Origin of the sequence: Lactobacillus taiwanensis DSM 21401, from assembly GCF_001436695.1 — a bacterium.
GTDB classification, from domain to species: domain Bacteria; phylum Bacillota; class Bacilli; order Lactobacillales; family Lactobacillaceae; genus Lactobacillus; species Lactobacillus taiwanensis.
Genome location: NZ_AYZG01000034.1, coordinates 30,586 through 50,059, shown reverse-complemented (window position 1 = coordinate 50,059; position 19,474 = coordinate 30,586). Strand labels below are relative to the sequence as shown.

Genomic DNA, 19,474 nt, shown 5'->3' with positions numbered 1-19,474 from the left:
AGGATAATAATGAAAAAGAATTATTTGAGCATCGATATTGGTGGAACAAATGTAAAATATGCTGAACTTGATAATGCAGGAAATATTATTGAATAAGGAAAGATAAAAAACATCCCATAAAAAAGATCAATTTTTGAAAAATATTGATCAAATTGTAGAAAAATATGTAAAAAATGTGTTAAAGACCTAGCCTTTTGTGCTCCAGAAAAATTACGCATACTAAAATTCATTTTGGTGGTGCATTACCATTTCTTGATGGGATTGACTTTGCAGAAAGATACCAAAAATATGATATTCCAATTGCTGTAATCAATGATGGTAAAGCTAGTGTTTTAGCTGAGAACTGGCTTGGCAGTTTAAAGAATATGCAAAACTGTGCTTCTATTACCTTGGAAACTAGAGTTGGTGAGGCATAATTGTTAATTGACAACTTTTAAACGGAGCATATTTTCAAGCAGGTGAATTGAGTTATGTTGAAATATGGTAAAACTGAAGATAAAAAGGAGCAGGAATAGATTAGTGCACGGAAAGCTTATATTATTAATCGATTACCATATATTACTCAGTATGTAAATAATCATTATCAAGAAGAACTCAATTTAGTTCTCATTGCAAATAAATGCAATATTTCAAAAGAATATTTAGCATGCTTTTTTAAGAAAGAAATGGAACTAATAGTCGAGACATATCTCAATAATGTTAGGGCTGAACATGTTTATCAAGAATTGAAAAAGCAGAAAAAGAACCTTACACAAGTTGCAATTGATAACGGCTTTTCTAGCATTGGAACTATGGATCGTGCTTTTGAGAAGTTATATAGCAAAAGCGCATCTAAAATAAAGAAAGAATTAATAAAATAGGTCAATTTGCGCCAATAATTGACCTATTTTTTTAGACTCATTTTTGATTATCATGAAAGTGAATTCAATAAGAGAGGAAAATATTATGTTTTCTTAATTAATCAAAAAGATGAATTGGCAAAAGAAGCCAATGACGAAGAAGCTGAATTCTTTAGAAAGCATCTTGTCAAAGATTAGCAGAAATGAAGTGGGAGGAAAATAAAATGAAAGAAAAGCATCCGCTTTGCCATTAATGTATCATGCCTTTCCAGGAGTAGATAAGGCAGCAGTAGAAATGCTGTCGACGATTCCAAATATTGGAATTGTAATTGGTTTATTAATTAGTCCATTTTTAATTAAATTAATGAATGAAAAGCCAACAATTATTACTGGTTTAATAATTACATTATTGGCTGGTACATTTCCAAAAGCGCTAGAGAAAATCTAGCGCTTTTTTTGCATGTTAAGTTATAATTAAGCCAAAACTGACTTTGTTTATGAGGCTTTTATGAAGAAAATTTTTCACTTAATATTGGGAATGGTAACAATATTAGTCGCTTTTATTGTCTTTATCTCACCTACTTTTGCTGATGTTAATTATGATATTACAAATGTTGATGTGACAGCACGTGTTAATCCTAATGGATCACTTTCAATGGAAAGAAGAATAACCTATAAATTTGATGATAGTGCACATGGAGTTTTTTATCGGCAAAATTTAGCAGATAATCAAGAATTAAAAAATCCGCAAGTTAGAATTTTAACTGGAAATAATTCAACTAATATTGTGCGAAGTGATAGTAATCAAAATAATACGTATAAATTAAGCCATAGTAATCATGGTTATCGATTTAAGGTTTGGCATAATGTAAATGATGGTGACAAATTTACTATTATTTATACTTATGAAATTACCAATGCAATTATTAATTGGAAAGATACAGCGGAACTTAACTTTAAAATAATTGGTAATGGTTGGGATACTGATTTAGATAATGTAAGAGTAGGCATAGTTTTTCCTGGTCCAGTTAAAGATTTAAAAGCATGGGCGCATGGAGATTTATCAGGTCAGATTACTGTTAATCCAGCAAAAGGAAATATTATTTTGACTGGAACTAATGTTGCAGGAGATGAAGGAATTGAAGTACACACTATTTTTCCTACATCGGTAACTTATCAAAATAAAAATATTAAAAATGAGAAACATAAAAATTATGTTCAAAATCAAGAAGCAAATCTGGCCCGTAAGGCTAATGAAAAGCGGCATAGAACCAAAATACTAGGATTAGGTGCTTTGATAATATCGGGATTGTTATCTCTACTAGCTATTATTAGAAGTCTAACTTTAAAAAAATCAGGCGTTAGGCCTCAAAAAGAAAAACAATTACCTAGAAACTATGATATTCCTGCTGTTTCACCAGTTATGGCAGCGATCTTAGACACTGATGATAAACCAAGTTCAAAAGCTTTAACTGCCTATTTAATGCAACTAGCTGTTAAGAAGCAAATAGAGATTGAACCACTTAAAGTAAGAAGAAAAACGTACTATGAGATTTCTTTAATTGATAAAGAATTAATAAATTCGAGTCCGTTATTAAATTATTTATTTAATAATGTGGGCAATGGGCAAGCTTTCACAAGCTATGAGCTAAAGAAACATCATTCTTCGAAGCTAAATAAGCTTTTTACTAAATGGCAAAAAGAAAAAATGCAAGAAGCAAATAGTGCTGGCTTTTTTGATAAAAAACTCGAAAATAAAAAAGAGACCAATATTGCTTTAATGATTATCTTACTGATACTAAGTGGTGTTGGAATAATTGCAGCAATTTTTCTTAATCAAGACGTAATTTCTTTTACGGCAACTTTAATTCTGTTTGCATTAGCGATTATCGTTACTATTTATAGTGGTAAAAAGTTGTCACCATACACTGCTAAAGGTGCAGAAACAACTAACCGAATACGCGGCTTTAAGAAAATGCTTGATGAAATTGGCAACTTCAAGATGCGTGAGGTTGGAGAACTTGCTTTGTGGGAAGAAATAATGCCATATGCAGTGGCTCTAGGTGTATCCAAGAAAGTATTAAAACAGTTGAAGCTAGAATTTGCTGACGAAATAGATGATGCAAACATCTTGTTCTGGGGACCATTTTATAGTTCAGGAGAAGACGGATTTGCAAGTAATTTTAATTCAAGCTTTAATTCAGGAGCTAATCTTAATTCGTCAACTTCAGGTGGATCTGGTGGGTTCTCTGGTGGTTCATCAGGTGGCTTTGGCGGTGGAAGCGGCGGAGGAGCTTTTTAGTTTTTATGAGTAAGATGAAAATTAGAAAATACCAAGAATTCGATTTTAATGACTTATGTAGAATTCATGATCAGGCAAGGAGAATCGGAAAAAATGCCAGGAAATGAGTCATTTCATGTTGAAGTTGATTTATTGGTATATAAATAAAAAAAGTTAAGAATAAAAGTTGGGAAAAAGTTGCGAAAGAGACAAGAATATATTTGGTGTTTAATTGAACTTCCAAGTGGAGAAAAAGAATGGTATTGCTTAAGTAAAGTACTTAGACATGCTCTTTTTATAGAAAAAAGAAACAATCAATTTTGGAAGCAGACAATGATTGGAAACTATCTCACAGTTGCGCGAAGTAAATATATTAATGGACATGCAAGACTAAGTGTTGGTCGTGTTGAGAAAATTAGAATTCGAAAAACAGGGGCTGACGACTGGCATTGGAGTCGAAATCAATTTGTGACTAGTGACCATTTGTATGATCTTAAGGATGCGTATAATTATCTGAAGCATGACTATCGTTGGTATAATCGTTTGGCGATCAGGGTAGCCTTAACCTATTGGCATAATAAATTGCTACAAATTAGATTGAATTCAAAACGCTATACTATTAAAAAGAAGCGGATAAGATTAGAAAGAAAGGCAAAATGAACGAAAAACTTTTGATCAGCCAAGATCTTTCTTGCGTGGGGCAAGTTTCGTTAAGCGTTGCTTTGCCAATTTTAGGTGCTTGTGGTTATCAACCAGATGTATTGCCAACAACAATTTTATCTACGCATACTGGTGGGTTTGGTAATAATACATTTTTAAACTTAAATAGGGAAATAGAAAAAATCATTACTCACTGGCAAGAAGAAAATATTACTTTTGAAAATTTGTATCTTGGTTATTTGGGAAAAGAAGCAATCGATTTTTGGGTTGAACATATCTCTAAATTTAAAAAAGTAAGTTGATTTTACTTGACCCAGCAATGGCAGACTCGGGTAAATTGTATAGTGGTTTAGATCAGCAATATGTATCAAAAATGCGTTTGCTTGCAAAAAAAGCTACGATTTTAACACCTAATTTGACTGAAGCATGTTTATTGTTAAAGAAAGAGTATAGAGATTTTTCAATTAAAGAGATAAATGATATTGCTTTAAATTTAAAAGAAAGATTTGAATTAGATAGTGCTATAATTACAGGTATCCCAACAGGTAAAAAAATTGCAATAGTTGGGGTAAGTGATAGGCTCAACTTTATATTAGAAAACAAAAAAATTGCTCGTTCCTTTTTTGGAACTGGAGATATGTTTGCAAGCAGCTTGTTAGCTGCAGTTTTAGCTGGATATAATTTAAAAGAAAGTTCTCAGATAGCAGCTGATTTTATTAAGTTATCTATTAAAGCGACAGATGTAAATCAAGATAAACGTTTAGGCCCCAATTATGCAGGAGCCTTAGCTTGGCTTATGAAAAAAGTAACAGAAGAGGAAAGATAGGAATGCGAACAAAGGAAAACTCACTGGTTTCAATTATTATGACGGGTTTATTTGCAGCAATAATCTATTTAGGAGTATGGATTTTAAGAATTCCTGTACCAGCTTTAGTTGGGAGACCATTTATCCACTTTGGTAATACGTTAACTGCAGTGGCTATTTTATATTTAGGTTACCGAAATGGTATGCTAGCTGGAATTATTGGCCTGGGTGGATTTGATTTGCTTAATGGTTATGCTGCCACATCTTGGTTGACTATGTTAGAAGTCGTTGTTGTAGCGAGCGTCTTAACGGCTGTATATAAAGGGATGCATTATAAAGACAGCAAGAAAAATATTATTATTTTGGGAATTATTGCTGGAATTACGAAAATTTTTACTACCTATTGTGTTTCAATTGTAGAAGCTTTAATGGTAGGAACTAGCTTAAATGTGGCTTTGGTGAGCTCTTTTGTTAGTTTGCCAGCAACAGTCATAAATTCGATTTCGACAGCAATTTGTACCCCGATCTTATACTTTGCAGTCCGTGATGGCGCAAGAAGAATTTTAAGAAGAACTGCTTAATTAAAATAGATTTGTTATAATTTTGATTAAAGATAAAAAGGAGGAATTTTAAGTGCCATTTGTACATGTAGAACTAATTAAAGGTAGAAGCGATGAACAACTTACTCAAATGATGAAAGATATCACTGAAGCTGTTCATAAGAATACTGGTGCTCCAAAAGAACATATTCATGTAATTATTAATGAACTTGATAAACATACTTATGGTCAAGGCGGCGAATGGAGAGCTTAAAGATGAAAAAGTTTTCTATTAATCGCTTAATAAAGCTGGGACTAAGTTTTAGCACAGTCTGGTTTGTTTATTTTTTATTTTTTAGCTTTAAAAGTCTAAATGATTTTTCAACCCTACGTACCTTACCGACTCCTAGAGTAATTAGTCTATTTGTAATTCTTATCGTTATAAGTTTATTTTTAGGTTTTATTTTAGCTGGTGTTTGGCTTAGTATAGATCAACCAAAATTTAAGTTTAAGTGGGAGTATCTATATAAAGGAATCCTTGTTGGAATAGTTTGGGCAACTCTTGATATATTTTTGATCAATTCAGGAAGGTTTATGATTATCCCAGTAATTATTGACTTAATTATAGGTACTTTAATTGGAATGTTGCTTTTTAGTCGAAGAGCGTCCAAAAAATAAATAAAAAAATCGTGATTAGCAATTTAACTAATCACGATTTTTTTATTTAGCTTAATCTTCTTTTTTAGCTTCTTCTAAAGCCTTCATAATTGAAGGATTCTTTGAATGACAATCTTTTAACATTTGGTAATCTTCTTCAGATAATGTAACAGTGTACTTAGTCATGATTTTTCCTCACTTTTTCTTTTTTACTTTTAATATATCACTTTATTGATAAAAGTGATAAAGAAATTTTGAATTGAATATTATTAAATCGCTATAATAATAGATAAGAAGTAAGTAAGAAAGTGGTTAAAATGTTCGATTATCGAAATAATTTAAAAAGAATATTAAATAGTACAGAAGGCGACGAAAAAAGCCTGAAAAATAGCTTGAATGCAATTAAGTTGGTATTAGGAATGATCGGAGAGAGTAGGGAAAATGGAGCTGATGGTGAACTTGATCCCAAAGTTATTGCACAAATAAATACCTTTTTTACAGGGAATAACTAAATTAATTGAGCGTCCTGGTAATAAAGATGCTAAAAAGACAGCTTTAGGAGCACTACATAAATTAACTTTTGATCAAAATATTACTGCTAATTTTGGAAAACAATTAGGACAGCTGGATCAAGCAATTCAATCATCTGAGGAAACAAGTAGTGCAGTAAATAGAAAAATTTTTGAAGAGGCATTAAAGCCTAAAAAAGAAAAAGTACGTGACTATCGAAAGGGGAGACGTTATACAGTTATTCGTGCATTGAAAGGTGCAGATCTAATCAATGATAATGGAGAAGTAGTTTTTGAGGTTAATGAAAGTCAAATTCATGACTTAAACTTAAAGAGTGGCGATATTGTTGAAGCTATACCTTTATCCGATGGATTAAATGAAGCTGAAGTTTTACGAGTTGTCGGCTATAGAAAATTGCGCAGTCGTGATTATGACAAAATAGAAGATTTTAAGTATGGTGTAGTACAAGGAACCCCTGGAAATCTAAGCGTTTCGCGTAATATTCACGGAGAAAGGTTAACAATTAATCATAAGCCGGTGATTGTTGCCCTTGATTCTAGTTATTATCAAAATGGAAGTGTGCATCTAGAAGATGGTTCGATTGTTGACTTGGCTTGGTATACCGGTGACGTAAGACTCAAAAAAGATCCAGCTAGTGCTGTTCAAATTCGATGGATCTATGAAACTGAGCAACCAAAGCGAATTTCTAAAACTAAAAAAGAAAAGTCAAGTCGGGAAAACACGCAGAAACTAGCACAACTAGATATGAATTTGCATTACCAAAGAGTGGGAATTGCAGTTGGAGACAATCAAAATGAAGCAATTTTAGAAGGTATTGTTAATCGCTACAATGGTATTGCAATTCCAATCGATGCTTTTGAAGGAAAGAAAAAGGTAATTGAAAATCAAATTAAAGATTTAGATATTGTAATTTTGTTAACAGCTTTTGCAGCTCATGACAGTACTTGGAATATTAGAGAGTTTGCAAGCAAATATCATGTAAAATTTGCCGTTAGCTCCAGCAAAGGATATCAAGCATTTGAACGCGCTTTGTATAGGGCAGAAAATGGGATGCCAGCTTATGAAGGAAATCAGCAATTAGAATATAAAATGTTAAAAAATAATTAGGAATAAAGGATGAAACTGACAAACTATATAGAAATTAGATAAAATATTAATAACTTATTTTTAGGAAGGATGATGAAATGACAAAAAATATTAAAAAGAAATCTTGGATGCGCTCGGTAATATTTTTAGCCGGCCTAGAAATAATCGCCATTTCTATTAATTTCTTCTACGGTCCAATTAATATTGCTGCGGGAGGATCAACTGGTATTTCAATTTTAGTTGACGCAGTATGGGGAATTAACCGTTCAATAACGGTTTTAGTTGTTAATATTTTAATGTTGATTTTAGCAGCCATCTTTTTAGGAAAAAAGACAACGAAGAACGTTGCCTTAGGTAGTTTATTATTGCCAATACTAATGGAAATTACCCCAAGTTTTAAAATTACTAATAACCAATTACTTGCTGTAATTTACGGTGGGGTACTAATGGGACTAGGAGTGTCTCTTCTCTATCGTGTAAATGCATCAAGTGGTGGTACAACAATTCCGCCAATGATTTTGAAAAAATATTTTTATATCAATCCAGCGGTTGGTTTGCTTGGAATTGATATGATAATTATTTTCCTAAATATATTTGTTGATGGATGGAATGCGTTTTTACTAGCTGCTTTATCTCAAGTAGTTACAGCAGTGACAATGAATTATGCAGAAGCAGGATTTGATCGTAAATATCAAGTTAGAATTATGAGCAATACTCACTTTGACGAATTAAAAGCAATGCTACTTGATAACTATAATGGCTTAACTATTTATGATGTAGTTGGCGGCTATAGCGATGATGATAAAAAGCAGTTACTTTTAGTAGTTGACACGCGTGAATATGGTCCCTTAATTAGTAAAATACATGAAATTGATCCTGAGGCTTTTATTATCACTGATACAGTCGCTAGAGTACATGGTGGTCAATGGGGATTATAGCCAAGTCTCTTCATAAATATTTTCTTTAAAGCCACATGTTAATTTTTGACCATCAGTCACTAAGGGTCTCTTAATTAATTTTCCGTTTTGCGATAATAATTTGGCTGCTTCATCAATTGACATATTATTTATTTGATTTTTTAATTTCATCTGACGATAAACTTGACCAGATGTATTGAAAAAGTATCGCAAGCCACGATCCTGGAACTTAGTGAGCCACTTGAGCAAGTCTTCTTGTTGAGGTGGCTTTTCTACTAGATCTTGATATTGGTAAGAAATGTTATGTATATCAAACCATTTTTGTGCTTTTTTTGATGTGGAACAGCGTTTATAACCATAAAATTTAATCATTTTTTTCTCCTTAACTGAAAATATACTAAATATATTCTATTATTTTTTGAGATTTTTTGATATTGAATTGCTTTAAAAGTGGGATGAGAGTATACTGTAAGAGTTGTATTTGTGGAAACCTCACATCTGCAACCGCACGTTTATGGGGTTACAAGAGAATTAATGTTAATTCCACCTTATACGGCGAGTCTAAGTATTTTTTCGGAGGTGTACAAATGTACGCAGTTATTAAAACCGGTGGTAAGCAATACAAGGTTGCTAAGGGCGACAGCGTTTTTGTAGAAAAACTTGAAGTTAAGCCTGGTGACGAAGTAACTTTTGATGAAGTTATTCTTGTAAATGATGGTAAGTCAACTAAGATTGGTACTCCAGTAGTTGAAGGTGCTAAGGTAGTTGCTAAAGTTGAAAAGCAAGGTAAGGAAAAGAAAGTTGTTACTTTCAAGTACAAGCCTAAGAAGCACTCTCATACTAAGTATGGTCACCGTCAACCTTACACTAAGGTAACTATCGAAAGCATTGAAGCTTAATTAAGGGGTGAAACAAATTATGATGATTAATAATCTTGAAGCACTTAAATTATTTGCCCACCACAAGGGTGGTGGTTCAACTGCTAACGGTCGTAACTCAGCTGGTCGTCGTTTAGGCGCAAAGCGTGCTGATGGTCAAAAGATCAACGCAGGTTCAATCATTTTCCGTCAACGCGGTACTAAGATCCACCCAGGTAAGAACGTTGGTATCGGTGGCGACGACACTTTGTTTGCTTTAACTAGTGGCGTTGTTAAATTCGAACGTTTGGGCAGAGATCGTAAACAAGTTTCTGTTTACCCAGTTGAAGAAGCAAAATAATCTTTTTTGCAGACTGGACGTCCCTAAGGAACGTTCAGTCTTTTTTTATCTACTCAGGAGGGATAGCTTATGTCTTCAGATCAAGAGTTGTTAACCCTAATTAATAATCGTATTAATAAGACTACTAATTTGATTAAAACTGAACAGGCAGATGCTTTGGTTATCTTTAATCAAGCTAATTATCGTTTTTTAACTAACTTTTCTGGCGAAGAAGCTGAACTTATTTTAACGGCTAATGGAGACCGAGTACTTTTATCTGACTCTCGTTTCAAAGATCAGATTCGTCATCAAGCACCTGGTGAAATGAAAGTCGTTATGCAAACAATGGATGTAGTAAAAGAAATTGCAAAGCAACTAAAACAGCTGGACATTAAAAATGTTTTAGTTGAAGGCGAATTTATTTCTGCAACTCAATTTGAAACTTTAAAAGAGGAATGTCCTGATCTTCATTTTGTTTTAAGTGCTGAATTGGTAGAGAAAGTTAGAAATGTAAAAGATGAGTTAGAACTAGCTACTTTGCAAAAAGCGATTGATATTTCTGCTCAAAGTTTTAAAGAAATTTTACCTTTAATTAAGCCAGGTGTTAGCGAACGAGCTATTGGTGCAAAGCTTGATTACTTATTTAAAATGAATGGTGGCGATGGTCCATCATTTGAAACTATTGTTGCTTCTGGCTATCGCGGAAGTTGGGCTCATGGAGTTGCTAGCGATAAAAAAGTTCAACAAGGTGAATTAATTGTCATTGACTTTGGAAGTTTTTATCATGGTTATACTGCTGATATTACAAGAACAGTAGCTTTAGGACAGGTAGAACCTGAGTTAGAAAAAATATATTATATTGTACTTGAAGCGCAAAAGCGTGGAATCGCAGCTGCAAGCGCTGGAAATACTGGCAAGGATATTGATCAAGCTGGTAGAAATTATATTAAAGAACAGGGCTATGGAGAATATTTCGGTCATGGGATAGGCCATGGAATTGGATTAGAGGTACATGAACTTTGTACTCCAGCAATGCCTTACGGTAAAGAAGTTATGAAAAATAATATGGCCATTACTGTTGAACCTGGAATTTATTTGCCAGATCGTGGTGGTGTTAGAATTGAAGATGATGTATTGATTAAAGACAATCATCCTTACGTAATGTCGAATTTACCAAAAGATGAGCTTTTAATTTTATAATTTTTTGTAATTGTGCGGTTAATGTTGCGAAACAATGGATAAGATTGGTAAGATAAGTAAGTGTAGAAATGAGGTAATTTTACTATGACAATGATCTCAGTTAATGAATTTAAAAATGGATTAACTATTGAATATAACAATGACTTATGGCGTATTGTTGAATTCCAACACGTTAAGCCAGGTAAAGGTAGTGCCTTTGTTCGTTCAAAGCTTAAGAGTTTAAGAACTGGTGCAGTTCAAGAATATACTTTCCGTTCAACTGCTAAGGTTAATACTGCTGATATTCAAACTAAGGCAATGCAATACTTATACAATGATGGTACAAGTTTTGTATTTATGGATACAACTACTTATGAACAACTTGAAATTCCAGAAGCTCAAGTTGAAAGAGAATCTAAGTTCTTAAAAGAAAACATGGTAGTTAACGTAATTATGCACGATGGTGAAACTTTAGGTGTTGATTTACCAAATACCGTTGATCTTGAAGTTGCCGAAACTGAGCCTAATATTAAAGGTGACACATCTTCTGGTGGTGGTAAGCCTGCAACTATGGAAACTGGATTAGTAGTTAACGTACCATTCTTTATTAACCAAGGTGATGTATTAACTATTAATACTGCCGACGGTACTTACGTTTCTCGTGCAAATAAATAATTTTTGAGGTAAAAAATATGGCTGATAATTCAACGATTCTTTTATCAAGCAATGACAAAGGCGATGAAACCCGAGTTGATCTTGGTGTTTTAGAAGTTATTCTAGGAATTGCTGCCAGAAAAGTCGATGGCGTCAGCGAAATGCGTGGGACGCTAAAAACTGGCATTAATACTCTTTTTGGTCGTTCTAACCAAGGTAAAGGCGTTTCCTTAAGTGTTGAAGATGATAAGTTAACTGCTGATGTTTTTGCTTATCTTGACTATGGTGTAAATGTGCCTAAAGTGTGCGTCGAACTGCAAAAAAACTTAACTTTGCAATTAAAGCAAATGACAGATTTAGATTTAACTCAAATTAATGTTCATGTAGTTGGTTTAGTTTCAGAAACAGACGATACTGATGCTGAAGCAAAAACTGATACAGAAGCACTTTTCCCAGATGATAAAGAGGACGAGGCTAAAGACTAAATGACACAGCATGAGATGAGAAAAATTGCTATGCAAGCAATTTATTTGGCTAATCAAGGCAAACTAACTGATGCAAAAGAGGTTTCTCAAAAAGCTTTAAAAGCATTAGAACTTAAAGACTTCCCTGCTTATTCAGCTGAATTAGTAGAAGGCATTTTAGCAAATAAAGAAGCGCTTGATGAGCAATTAAGCAAATATTTAAAAAAGGGTTGGCGTCTTAATAGAATTAACGAAATCGATTTGGCAATTCTTGAAGTAGCTCTTTATGAAATGCAAAATAGCAAAGTAATTGATCCAGTAGCTGCTTTGAATGAAGCGTTAAATTTATGTGATGAATTTAGCTCTAAAGAATCTAAAAAGTTTATTAATGGTCTCTTGGCCAATTTCATTAAGAAGGACTAACTAATGAGTCGGCTCGTTGAGCCGACTTTTTTTATGAGGTGATTAGGTGAAAAAATTACTAGAGGGAAAAACTCCTGCAAATAAAATTACAGAAAATCTAACAAAAGAAATAAAAAATTTAAAAAATGACGGAATAAATCCGACTTTATGCGTAATAGAAGTTGGAGATGATCCTGCAAGTAAGATTTATTTGCGAGTTAAAAGAAATTTGGCTAAAAAAGTTGGCATTAATGAGGTGGGACTACATTTCCCTGCTGATACCTCTCAAGCTGAACTTCTAGGAAAAATCAAAGAACTTAATCAAGATCCAAATATTAATGGAATTATGGTTCAACTACCAGTTCCACCTCAAATTGATCCAAGAGCTATTTTTGAAACAATTGCTCCAGAAAAGGATGCAGATGGATTTTCTCCACTTAATTTAGGTCGTCTTTGGGAAGGCCAAAGTGATATTATTCCAGCAACCGTTCGCAGTATTTTGACTTTAATTGATTACTATGGGATTGAAATGGCTGGTAAAAATACAGTTATTATAGGTCGTAGTGTTATTGTTGGAAAACCATTAGCTGCAGTTCTTTTGGGGCGTGATGCAACAGTTACAATTGCCCATTCTAAAACTAAAGATTTAGCTACTTTAACTAAAAATGCTGATGTCATTATTTCTGATGTTGGGAAAGCACATTTAGTAACTGAAAATATGGTAAAAGATGGTGCCGTAATAATCGATGTGGGCATGAATCGAGAAAACGGTAAATTGATGGGGGATGTGGATTTTGATACAGTTGCTCCAAAAGCCGATGCTATTACTCCAGTACCGGGCGGTGTTGGTCCATTAACAGTTGCGAGTTTAATGAAACAAGCAGTGATTTTAACGAGGAAACAACATGGCAGATAACCCAATTTATCTTTCTGTTAGTGATTTAAATTTTTATATTTCACAAAAATTTAAGAATGATCCTTATTTGCACAAGGTTTTTTTGCAGGGAGAATTATCTAATTTTCGCTTTCGAATGAATTCTCATCAATATTTTTCATTAAAGGACGAAAAATCTAAGATTAATGTGGTGATGTTTCGCTCATTTTTTGAAAAATTAAAATTTAAGCCTGAAGAAGGTATGAAAGTTTATGTAAGTGGTTATGTGGATGTTTATGGTCCACAAGGTTCATATCAATTCTATGCTCAAACGATGGAGCCAGCGGGTTTAGGGGCTCTTTATGAACAATTGCGACAGCTGCAAGAAAAACTTGCAAAAGAAGGCTTGTTTAATGAAGAACATAAAAAACGCTTGCCCTTATTTCCAGACCGAATTGCTGTTGTAACTAGTGCTTCTGGTGCAGTTATCCATGATATTATGGTTACTGCTAATCGGCGTTTTCCCCATGCAGAAATTGATTTATATCCCGCAAAAGTGCAGGGCGATGAAGCAGCAGATACCATTGTTGCTTCCTTACAACAAATTCAAGCGCAAGGCGATAAATATGATGTAGTAATTATTGGGCGTGGAGGAGGATCATTAGAAGATCTTTGGCCGTTTAATGAAGAAAAAGTTGTAAGGCAAATTTATGCAATGCAAATGCCAGTTATTAGTTCTGTTGGACATGAAACTGATACTACCTTGGCAGATTTAGTTGCCGATGCTAGGGCAGCTACCCCAACAGCAGCAGCTGAGTATGCAACACCAAATTTATCGGATGTGTTAACACAAATTGTTCAATTACGTGCCAGACTTTATGCTGCAATGCAAGCTAATATTCATGCTAAACGCCAAATTTTAGATCGATTAAAAAATGCGGCAGTTTTAAGGGAACCAACTAGAATATATGATCAGCAAACCCAACAAGTTGATATGCTTGCACATCGTTTGAATCAAGCAATGCTCAATCGCTTGCAGCATGATCAATCTGCTCTACGCTTATTGCAAGAGCGTTTAAAAGCTTTAAGTCCTAGTCGAAGATTACAACAACTTGAACGAGAACGGACTTTTATTAATGCGAACCTTATTTCCGCAATGACTGCATATCTTAAAGATCAAAGAAATAAATTGCATCAAACAATGCAGCAATTAGATGATATTAGTCCATTGAAAACGATTAGTCGTGGTTATGTTTATACAACTGATCAGGAAGGTAATACTGTTACTTCAGTTAATAAACTTCAGGTTGATGAAAAATTAAAATTGCATTTTAAAGATGGTCAAGTACAAGTAAATATAGAAAGTATTCGGAGAGAAAAAGATGGCAACTAAGAAAAATAATTTTGAAGAGCAATTAAATGAATTGCAAGAAATTGTAAACAAACTTGAAAGTGGTAACGTTCCACTTGAAGATGCCCTAAGTGAATTTCAAGCTGGGGTTAAATTAAGTCGAGAGCTAGAAAAGAAGCTAAATGATGCTGAACAAACAGTTGCTAAACTCGTTGATAAAGACGGAAACGAAAAGACATTAGATCCCCAAAATGCCGCTGCTCCTGAGGAAGAATAAAAATGAAGTTAACAGAGTTTCAGACAAAATATGTACCTCAAATTGATAATTTTTTAAAAAGTCATTTAGTAAGTGAAGTTGATAATCCTGTTTTTAGTAAAATTATGTCCTATTCAGTGATGGCTGGCGGAAAAAGACTACGTCCATTGCTCTTTTTAGCAACTCTTGAAACATTAGGGCATGGAATTGGAGAATCGGAATTAAGAATTGCATGTGGGATTGAATTGATTCATACTTATTCTCTCATTCATGATGATTTACCGGCAATGGATAATGATGATTATCGTCGCGGAGAGCTTACCTCTCATAAAAAATGGGGAGAAGCAGAAGCAATTTTGGCTGGAGATGCGCTCCTTCCTTTAGGAATTCAATGGATCGCAGAAGGAAGTAATTCAGCTGCCTTGGCAATTATTATGTCACAAGCCATTGGCCCAAATGGAATGGTCGGTGGTCAATATCTAGATATTGATTCGACAAATAATGATTCAGTTAAAAACAATGCTAAAGTAATTAATCAAATGGAATGGTTGAAGACTGGTTGTTTAATTGAAGCCAGTGTTAAAATGGCTGCAGTTTACGCAGGTGCAAATGATGACGAAATTGCTAAACTGGATAAGTTTAGTAAAGAATTTGGTCGATCATATCAAATCTACGATGATTTAATCGATGTGGTAGAAACAGCTAAGGAAGCCGGAAAAGCCACACATAAAGATGCAGATGAAGGGAAAAATAATACTCTAACTCTGCTTGGACTTGAAGATAGTAGAAAAAAACTTGCGGAAATGATAAAAGCTGGGAAAGAAGCTATAGCAATTTTTAATGAACCTGTATTAGGTGAGTTCTTTAATTTATATCAGAAGGTATTATAGTAAATGGTCAAGAAACGCGCAGATGTTCTGTTGTTTGAACAAGGTCTTTTTAATTCTCGTAGTCAAGCTCAAAGAGCTATTATGGCAGGATTAGTTAATGACCACAATCATCAAAGAATTGATAAAAGTGGAGAAAAATTTCCAGAAGATGAAGTCTTTCATATTAAAGATGATGGGAAAAAATATGTTTCTCGTGGTGGTTTTAAATTAGAGAAAGCACTACAAGTTTTTGATATTGATTTAAAAGATAAGATCTGTCTTGATATTGGTGCTTCAACTGGTGGTTTTACCGATGTCGCCTTACAAAATGGAGCTAAGCTGGTTTATGCTCTTGATGTTGGCTATAATCAGCTTGCTTGGAAATTACGTGATAACCCGCAGGTTGTAGTAATGGAAAAACAAAATTTTCGCTATAGTAAACCATCTGATTTTACTGATGGTTTGCCTGACTTTGCCATGACGGACGTATCTTTTATTTCTTTGGATTTAATCATGCCACCAATGTATAAAATTTTAAAAGATAAATGTGACGCTGTTTGCCTAATTAAGCCTCAATTTGAAGCAGGCCCTGAAAATGTTGGTAAGCACGGAATTGTGCATGATCATGAAGTTCATGCAAATGTAATCAGGCATACTATGCAAGTGGCTCAAAAGATTGGATTCAATATTTTAGGAGTAGATTATTCTCCAATTAAAGGTGGTAAGGGAAATATTGAATTTTTAATTCATTTAGGTAAAGATATAACTAATCCAGGACAAGATTTGTGGCAAGGCAATCCAGTCGATGTAGTTCAACGTGCAGTTAATGGTCTTTAGGTGAGATAGATGTTAGTTGAATTAGATATTAAAAACTTTGCGATTATTAAGACTTTAAAAGTTCGTTTTCAAGAAAAAATGACTGTTCTAATTGGTGAAACTGGTGCTGGTAAATCTATTATAATTGACGCAGTTTCATTATTATTAGGAAGCAGAGCACAAAGTGAAATGATTCGCTCAGGCGAAGAGAAAGCAGTTGTTACTGGTTTATTTGTCCTAAGTGATCAAAAAGCAATTATTGAAAATTTATGTGAAAAATATGGTCTACCCTTTGAAGATGATCAGCTAATAATTAGTCGAGAATTAACTCATAAAGGAAGGAATGTAGTTAGAATTAATGGTCAGTTAACTACTATTAATGTTTTGCGTGAAATTGGTAGAAATTTAGTCGATATTCATGGACAAAATGATCAGCAAATTTTAATGGATCCAGATCGACAAATTGATTTAATTGACAATTATGCTAAACCTGAATTTAAAGAAGAGCTAAAAAGTTATGAAACTGACTATAAAAAGTGGCGTCATCTCACTTCCCAACTACGTAAGCTCAGGGAAGATGCACAAGAAATAGCTCAAAAACAGGATATTTTAGAATTTCAAAATAATGAGCTTGAGAGTGCTGATTTAACTGATCCAAAAGAAGACGAAAAATTAGAAGAAGAATTTAACGAATTAAATAATTATCAAAAGATTGCTGATACAGCTAATTATTTTATGCAATTATATGATGATGACGAACATGGTCTAGCAACTTTACTTGGGGATGCACAAAATGCGGCCGAAGATTTAAGTAACTATGGTAAAAAATTCGAAAACTTCGCTACTAGTTTTAATGATGGTGTCTATTCGTTAAATGATGCTCGTAGTGAGCTATCTACTTTAATGGATCAGATGGACTTTGATGAGGAACGTTATCAGTATGTTTCTAGTCGCTTAGATACTTTAAATACGCTTAAGAAAAAGTATGGGCCAACTTTAGAGGACGTATTTAAGTTTGCTCAAAAAGTTAAGGAAGAATTGGGCAAATTTGAAACTGGAGACTTAGACGAAGAAAAAATTCAAAAGGAATTGGCAATTGTTGAAAAATCTCTTAGTCAGAAGGCTCAAAGACTACACCAAGAAAGAGAAAAAATTGCCCGCGACCTTGAAGCAAAGATAAAAAAAGAACTAGCTGATTTATATATGGAAAAAGCTCGTTTTTCAATTAGAATTAATGAAACTAATTCTTTCACTCAACTTGGAACTGATCAAGTAATTTTTATGATTGCGCCAAACCCCGGTGAAGCATTAATGCCATTAGTAAAAATTGTCTCTGGGGGAGAGCAGTCGAGATTAATTCTAGCTTTGAAGGCAATCTTTAGCCGTGTAGAGCCAGTAGGAACAATGATTTTTGACGAAATTGACACTGGAGTTTCTGGACGAGTTTCAGCGGCTATTGGAAAAAAGATGCATGCAATTGGTCAAGAAAAACAGGTTATTACTATTACTCACTCACCGCAAGTAGCAGCTGCGGGAGATCAACGATACTCTGTCGTTAAACAAGTTAAAGACGGTGCAACCTATACACAGGTGGGTCCGTTAACTCAAGAAGAAGCAATTACTGCAATTGCTCAAATGATGGCAGGATCTGATGTGACTGATGCAGCTAAGAGAAACGCTGCTGATTTGATGGAGAGTTTTAAAAATTAAAATAAAAGGACTTTTCGAAATAATGCAAATAGTAAAAATTGCATTACATGAAAAGTCCTTTATTTTTATGCTGCTTCTACATTAAAGATATCATTTAAATCGATAATGCGAATAATATTATTATCGTAACTGTCTAAGACGAATCGTCCAGCAGATGTTCGTTTAATTAATTGACCAATTTCTGTTTTGCCATTTTGATAAGTAAGTAATATAAATTCTTTATGAAATAAAGCATGCTCCAAAATGCGGATAATTTTACCTGGATCTTGCGCAAAAGTGGTAAGTTTATCAATATTGTAGGTAAAAAAATAATTATAGATCAGTCTGCTATAATTATTAAGTGACTTTAGTAAATTCATATCTCATTCCTCTATATTATCTCAATATTTCGAACTTGTGTTTGCACTATGTATTATACGAACAAACGTTTTGGATTGCAAGGAGAATTTATCATCTCTTTGCGAAACTCTTGAAATTACTCTCTTTTTAGTGCAATATATTCTTGTTACTATAATTTTTAGGAGCGAAAATGGCACATCAAGGTTTATTATTAGTTTTATCTGGTCCTTCTGGTGTTGGTAAAGGGACCGTAAAGAGTGCAATGGTTAAGCAAAAGGCTTTTTCATTTGAATATTCTGTTTCGATGACGACGCGTAAGCCTCGCCCAGGTGAAGTTGATGGAAAAGATTATTACTTTGTTTCGGAAGATCGTTTCCAAGAAGCAATTAAAGGTAATGAACTTTTGGAATATAATGAATATGTAGGTAATCATTATGGTACGCCTTTAGCACCTGTACAAAAGATGTTAAGCAAAGGTAAAGATGTTTTGCTTGAAATCGATGTCAATGGGGCAAAGCAAGTTCGTAAATTAATGCCAGATGGTGTTTTTATCTTTTTAACACCACCAGATTTACATGAATTGAAACATCGAATTGTTAATCGCGGAACTGATTCTGACAAAGTGATTGCGATGAGAATGAAACAAGCACGTAAAGAAATTTTGATGATGGAAGATTATGATTATGCTGTAGTTAACGATACTGTTGCTAATGCAGTTGATCATATTAAGTCAATTGTTGAAGCAGAACATGTACGTGTGTCGCGAGTAATTAATGATTATCGAAATATGGTTAAGGAGGATTAACAGATGAAAATTACATACCCATCTATTGATAAATTACTATCTCGAGTAAATTCCCGTTATTCTCTTTCAGTTTTAGCAGCTAAAAGAGCTCATGAAATTCAAGCAGGTGCTCCATTAGCTTTAAAGCATTATAAATCTGATAAAGCAGTTGGCAAAGCACTTGAAGAAATTGCTGCTGGTAAGGTTACAATTGATCCTGAACATCGTGAAGATATTGGCTAGAAATTTTTCCTTCATTGTTAA

23 protein-coding genes, 5 pseudogenes and 1 other annotated feature are annotated in these 19,474 nt (G+C 33.7%); of the genes and pseudogenes, 26 read left to right on the top strand and 2 right to left on the bottom strand.

All coding sequences use genetic code 11. The features are described from left to right. Nucleotides 1-9: 9 nt before the first annotated feature. The 12 genes and pseudogenes from FD18_RS05130 to FD18_RS05080 all read left to right on the top strand — a co-directional run. Nucleotides 10-424 (top strand): annotated as a pseudogene (locus FD18_RS05130) (ROK family protein); the annotation flags it as partial. Nucleotides 425-515: 91 nt separating this feature from the next. After that, on the top strand, nt 516-860 hold the full coding sequence (locus FD18_RS10110; protein ID WP_338141086.1) for a helix-turn-helix domain-containing protein: 345 nt from the start codon (nt 516-518) through the stop codon (nt 858-860). Between the two features lie 84 nt (nt 861-944). Continuing rightward, nucleotides 945-1,037, top strand: a pseudogene (locus FD18_RS09625) (alpha/beta hydrolase); the annotation flags it as partial. A gap of 37 nt (nt 1,038-1,074) precedes the next feature. Then, nucleotides 1,075-1,266, top strand: a pseudogene (locus FD18_RS05120) (MFS transporter); the annotation flags it as partial. Between the two features lie 81 nt (nt 1,267-1,347). Then, nucleotides 1,348-3,141: a DUF2207 domain-containing protein gene (locus FD18_RS05115; RefSeq protein WP_057718928.1), complete on the top strand. Its 1,794-nt coding sequence runs from the start codon at nt 1,348-1,350 to the stop codon at nt 3,139-3,141. 177 nt (nt 3,142-3,318) lie between these two features. Beyond that, the gene (locus tag FD18_RS05110; protein WP_057718927.1) at nt 3,319-3,780 is read left to right on the top strand and encodes a DUF7679 family protein; all 462 of its coding nucleotides are present in this window, start codon (nt 3,319-3,321) and stop codon (nt 3,778-3,780) included. Then, nucleotides 3,777-4,606 (top strand): annotated as a pseudogene (locus FD18_RS05105) (PfkB family carbohydrate kinase). The gene FD18_RS05110 and the pseudogene FD18_RS05105 overlap by 4 nt, the downstream one beginning before the upstream one ends. Nucleotides 4,607-4,608: 2 nt before the next feature. Further along, entirely contained in the window at nt 4,609-5,166 is a 558-nt protein-coding gene (locus tag FD18_RS05100; protein WP_057718926.1) for an ECF transporter S component, read from the top strand. Between the two features lie 52 nt (nt 5,167-5,218). Next, complete coding sequence (locus FD18_RS05095; RefSeq protein WP_003647546.1) at nt 5,219-5,398, top strand: 2-hydroxymuconate tautomerase; 180 nt, start codon at nt 5,219-5,221, stop codon at nt 5,396-5,398. 2 nt (nt 5,399-5,400) lie between these two features. Further along, nucleotides 5,401-5,802: a hypothetical protein gene (locus FD18_RS05090; protein WP_057718925.1), complete on the top strand. Its 402-nt coding sequence runs from the start codon at nt 5,401-5,403 to the stop codon at nt 5,800-5,802. A gap of 296 nt (nt 5,803-6,098) precedes the next feature. Next, a pseudogene (locus FD18_RS05085) lies at nt 6,099-7,419 on the top strand (DUF2325 domain-containing protein). A gap of 77 nt (nt 7,420-7,496) precedes the next feature. Continuing rightward, the gene (locus tag FD18_RS05080) at nt 7,497-8,336 is read left to right on the top strand and encodes a YitT family protein (RefSeq protein ID WP_057718924.1); all 840 of its coding nucleotides are present in this window, start codon (nt 7,497-7,499) and stop codon (nt 8,334-8,336) included. Here FD18_RS05080 and FD18_RS05075 read toward each other — a convergent pair. Continuing rightward, complete coding sequence (locus FD18_RS05075) at nt 8,331-8,687, bottom strand: arsenate reductase family protein (protein ID WP_057718923.1); 357 nt, start codon at nt 8,685-8,687, stop codon at nt 8,331-8,333. The two genes, FD18_RS05080 and FD18_RS05075, sit on opposite strands and share 6 nt — an antisense overlap. Before the next feature lie 120 nt (nt 8,688-8,807). Continuing rightward, nucleotides 8,808-8,888 (top strand) — a sequence feature (ribosomal protein L21 leader region). A gap of 14 nt (nt 8,889-8,902) precedes the next feature. Here FD18_RS05075 and rplU point away from each other — a divergent pair. From rplU to recN, 12 genes are all read left to right on the top strand, one after another. Continuing rightward, nucleotides 8,903-9,214, top strand: a complete 312-nt coding sequence (rplU, locus tag FD18_RS05070; protein ID WP_003647543.1) for a 50S ribosomal protein L21 — start codon at nt 8,903-8,905, stop codon at nt 9,212-9,214. A gap of 19 nt (nt 9,215-9,233) precedes the next feature. Then, the gene (gene rpmA, locus FD18_RS05065) at nt 9,234-9,533 is read left to right on the top strand and encodes a 50S ribosomal protein L27 (RefSeq protein ID WP_003647542.1); all 300 of its coding nucleotides are present in this window, start codon (nt 9,234-9,236) and stop codon (nt 9,531-9,533) included. Between the two features lie 69 nt (nt 9,534-9,602). Continuing rightward, the gene (locus FD18_RS05060; protein ID WP_057718922.1) at nt 9,603-10,712 is read left to right on the top strand and encodes an aminopeptidase P family protein; all 1,110 of its coding nucleotides are present in this window, start codon (nt 9,603-9,605) and stop codon (nt 10,710-10,712) included. Nucleotides 10,713-10,796: 84 nt separating this feature from the next. Then, on the top strand, nt 10,797-11,366 hold the full coding sequence (efp, locus tag FD18_RS05055) for an elongation factor P (RefSeq protein WP_003647540.1): 570 nt from the start codon (nt 10,797-10,799) through the stop codon (nt 11,364-11,366). A 17-nt stretch (nt 11,367-11,383) separates the two neighbouring features. Then, nucleotides 11,384-11,830 (top strand): Asp23/Gls24 family envelope stress response protein, encoded by a 447-nt coding sequence (locus FD18_RS05050; protein WP_057718921.1) that lies wholly within the window; start codon nt 11,384-11,386, stop codon nt 11,828-11,830. Beyond that, on the top strand, nt 11,831-12,232 hold the full coding sequence (nusB, locus tag FD18_RS05045; protein WP_057718920.1) for a transcription antitermination factor NusB: 402 nt from the start codon (nt 11,831-11,833) through the stop codon (nt 12,230-12,232). Between the two features lie 46 nt (nt 12,233-12,278). Beyond that, the gene (locus FD18_RS05040) at nt 12,279-13,127 is read left to right on the top strand and encodes a bifunctional methylenetetrahydrofolate dehydrogenase/methenyltetrahydrofolate cyclohydrolase (protein WP_057718919.1); all 849 of its coding nucleotides are present in this window, start codon (nt 12,279-12,281) and stop codon (nt 13,125-13,127) included. Beyond that, a complete protein-coding gene (xseA, locus tag FD18_RS05035; RefSeq protein ID WP_057718918.1) occupies nt 13,117-14,478 on the top strand; it encodes an exodeoxyribonuclease VII large subunit in 1,362 nt (453 codons plus the stop codon). Before FD18_RS05040 ends, xseA begins: the two co-directional genes overlap by 11 nt. Further along, a complete protein-coding gene (locus FD18_RS05030) occupies nt 14,468-14,713 on the top strand; it encodes an exodeoxyribonuclease VII small subunit (RefSeq protein ID WP_057718917.1) in 246 nt (81 codons plus the stop codon). Before xseA ends, FD18_RS05030 begins: the two co-directional genes overlap by 11 nt. 2 nt (nt 14,714-14,715) lie before the next feature. Then, nucleotides 14,716-15,582 carry a polyprenyl synthetase family protein gene (locus tag FD18_RS05025; protein WP_057718916.1) on the top strand — a complete coding sequence of 289 codons (867 nt, stop codon included), beginning with the start codon at nt 14,716-14,718 and terminating at the stop codon, nt 15,580-15,582. Between the two features lie 3 nt (nt 15,583-15,585). After that, nucleotides 15,586-16,398 (top strand): TlyA family RNA methyltransferase, encoded by an 813-nt coding sequence (locus FD18_RS05020; RefSeq protein ID WP_057718915.1) that lies wholly within the window; start codon nt 15,586-15,588, stop codon nt 16,396-16,398. A gap of 9 nt (nt 16,399-16,407) precedes the next feature. Continuing rightward, entirely contained in the window at nt 16,408-18,087 is a 1,680-nt protein-coding gene (gene recN, locus FD18_RS05015) for a DNA repair protein RecN (protein ID WP_057718914.1), read from the top strand. Nucleotides 18,088-18,152: 65 nt separating this feature from the next. On the opposite strand, the gene FD18_RS05010 is transcribed toward recN, so the two are convergent. Next, the gene (locus FD18_RS05010) at nt 18,153-18,446 is read right to left on the bottom strand and encodes a hypothetical protein (RefSeq protein ID WP_057718913.1); all 294 of its coding nucleotides are present in this window, start codon (nt 18,444-18,446) and stop codon (nt 18,153-18,155) included. A gap of 170 nt (nt 18,447-18,616) precedes the next feature. Between FD18_RS05010 and gmk the strand changes: the two genes are divergently transcribed. Further along, on the top strand, nt 18,617-19,231 hold the full coding sequence (gene gmk, locus FD18_RS05005) for a guanylate kinase (RefSeq protein WP_057718912.1): 615 nt from the start codon (nt 18,617-18,619) through the stop codon (nt 19,229-19,231). Between the two features lie 3 nt (nt 19,232-19,234). Further along, nucleotides 19,235-19,453 carry a DNA-directed RNA polymerase subunit omega gene (rpoZ, locus tag FD18_RS05000; protein ID WP_003647530.1) on the top strand — a complete coding sequence of 73 codons (219 nt, stop codon included), beginning with the start codon at nt 19,235-19,237 and terminating at the stop codon, nt 19,451-19,453. Nucleotides 19,454-19,474 lie beyond the last annotated feature (21 nt).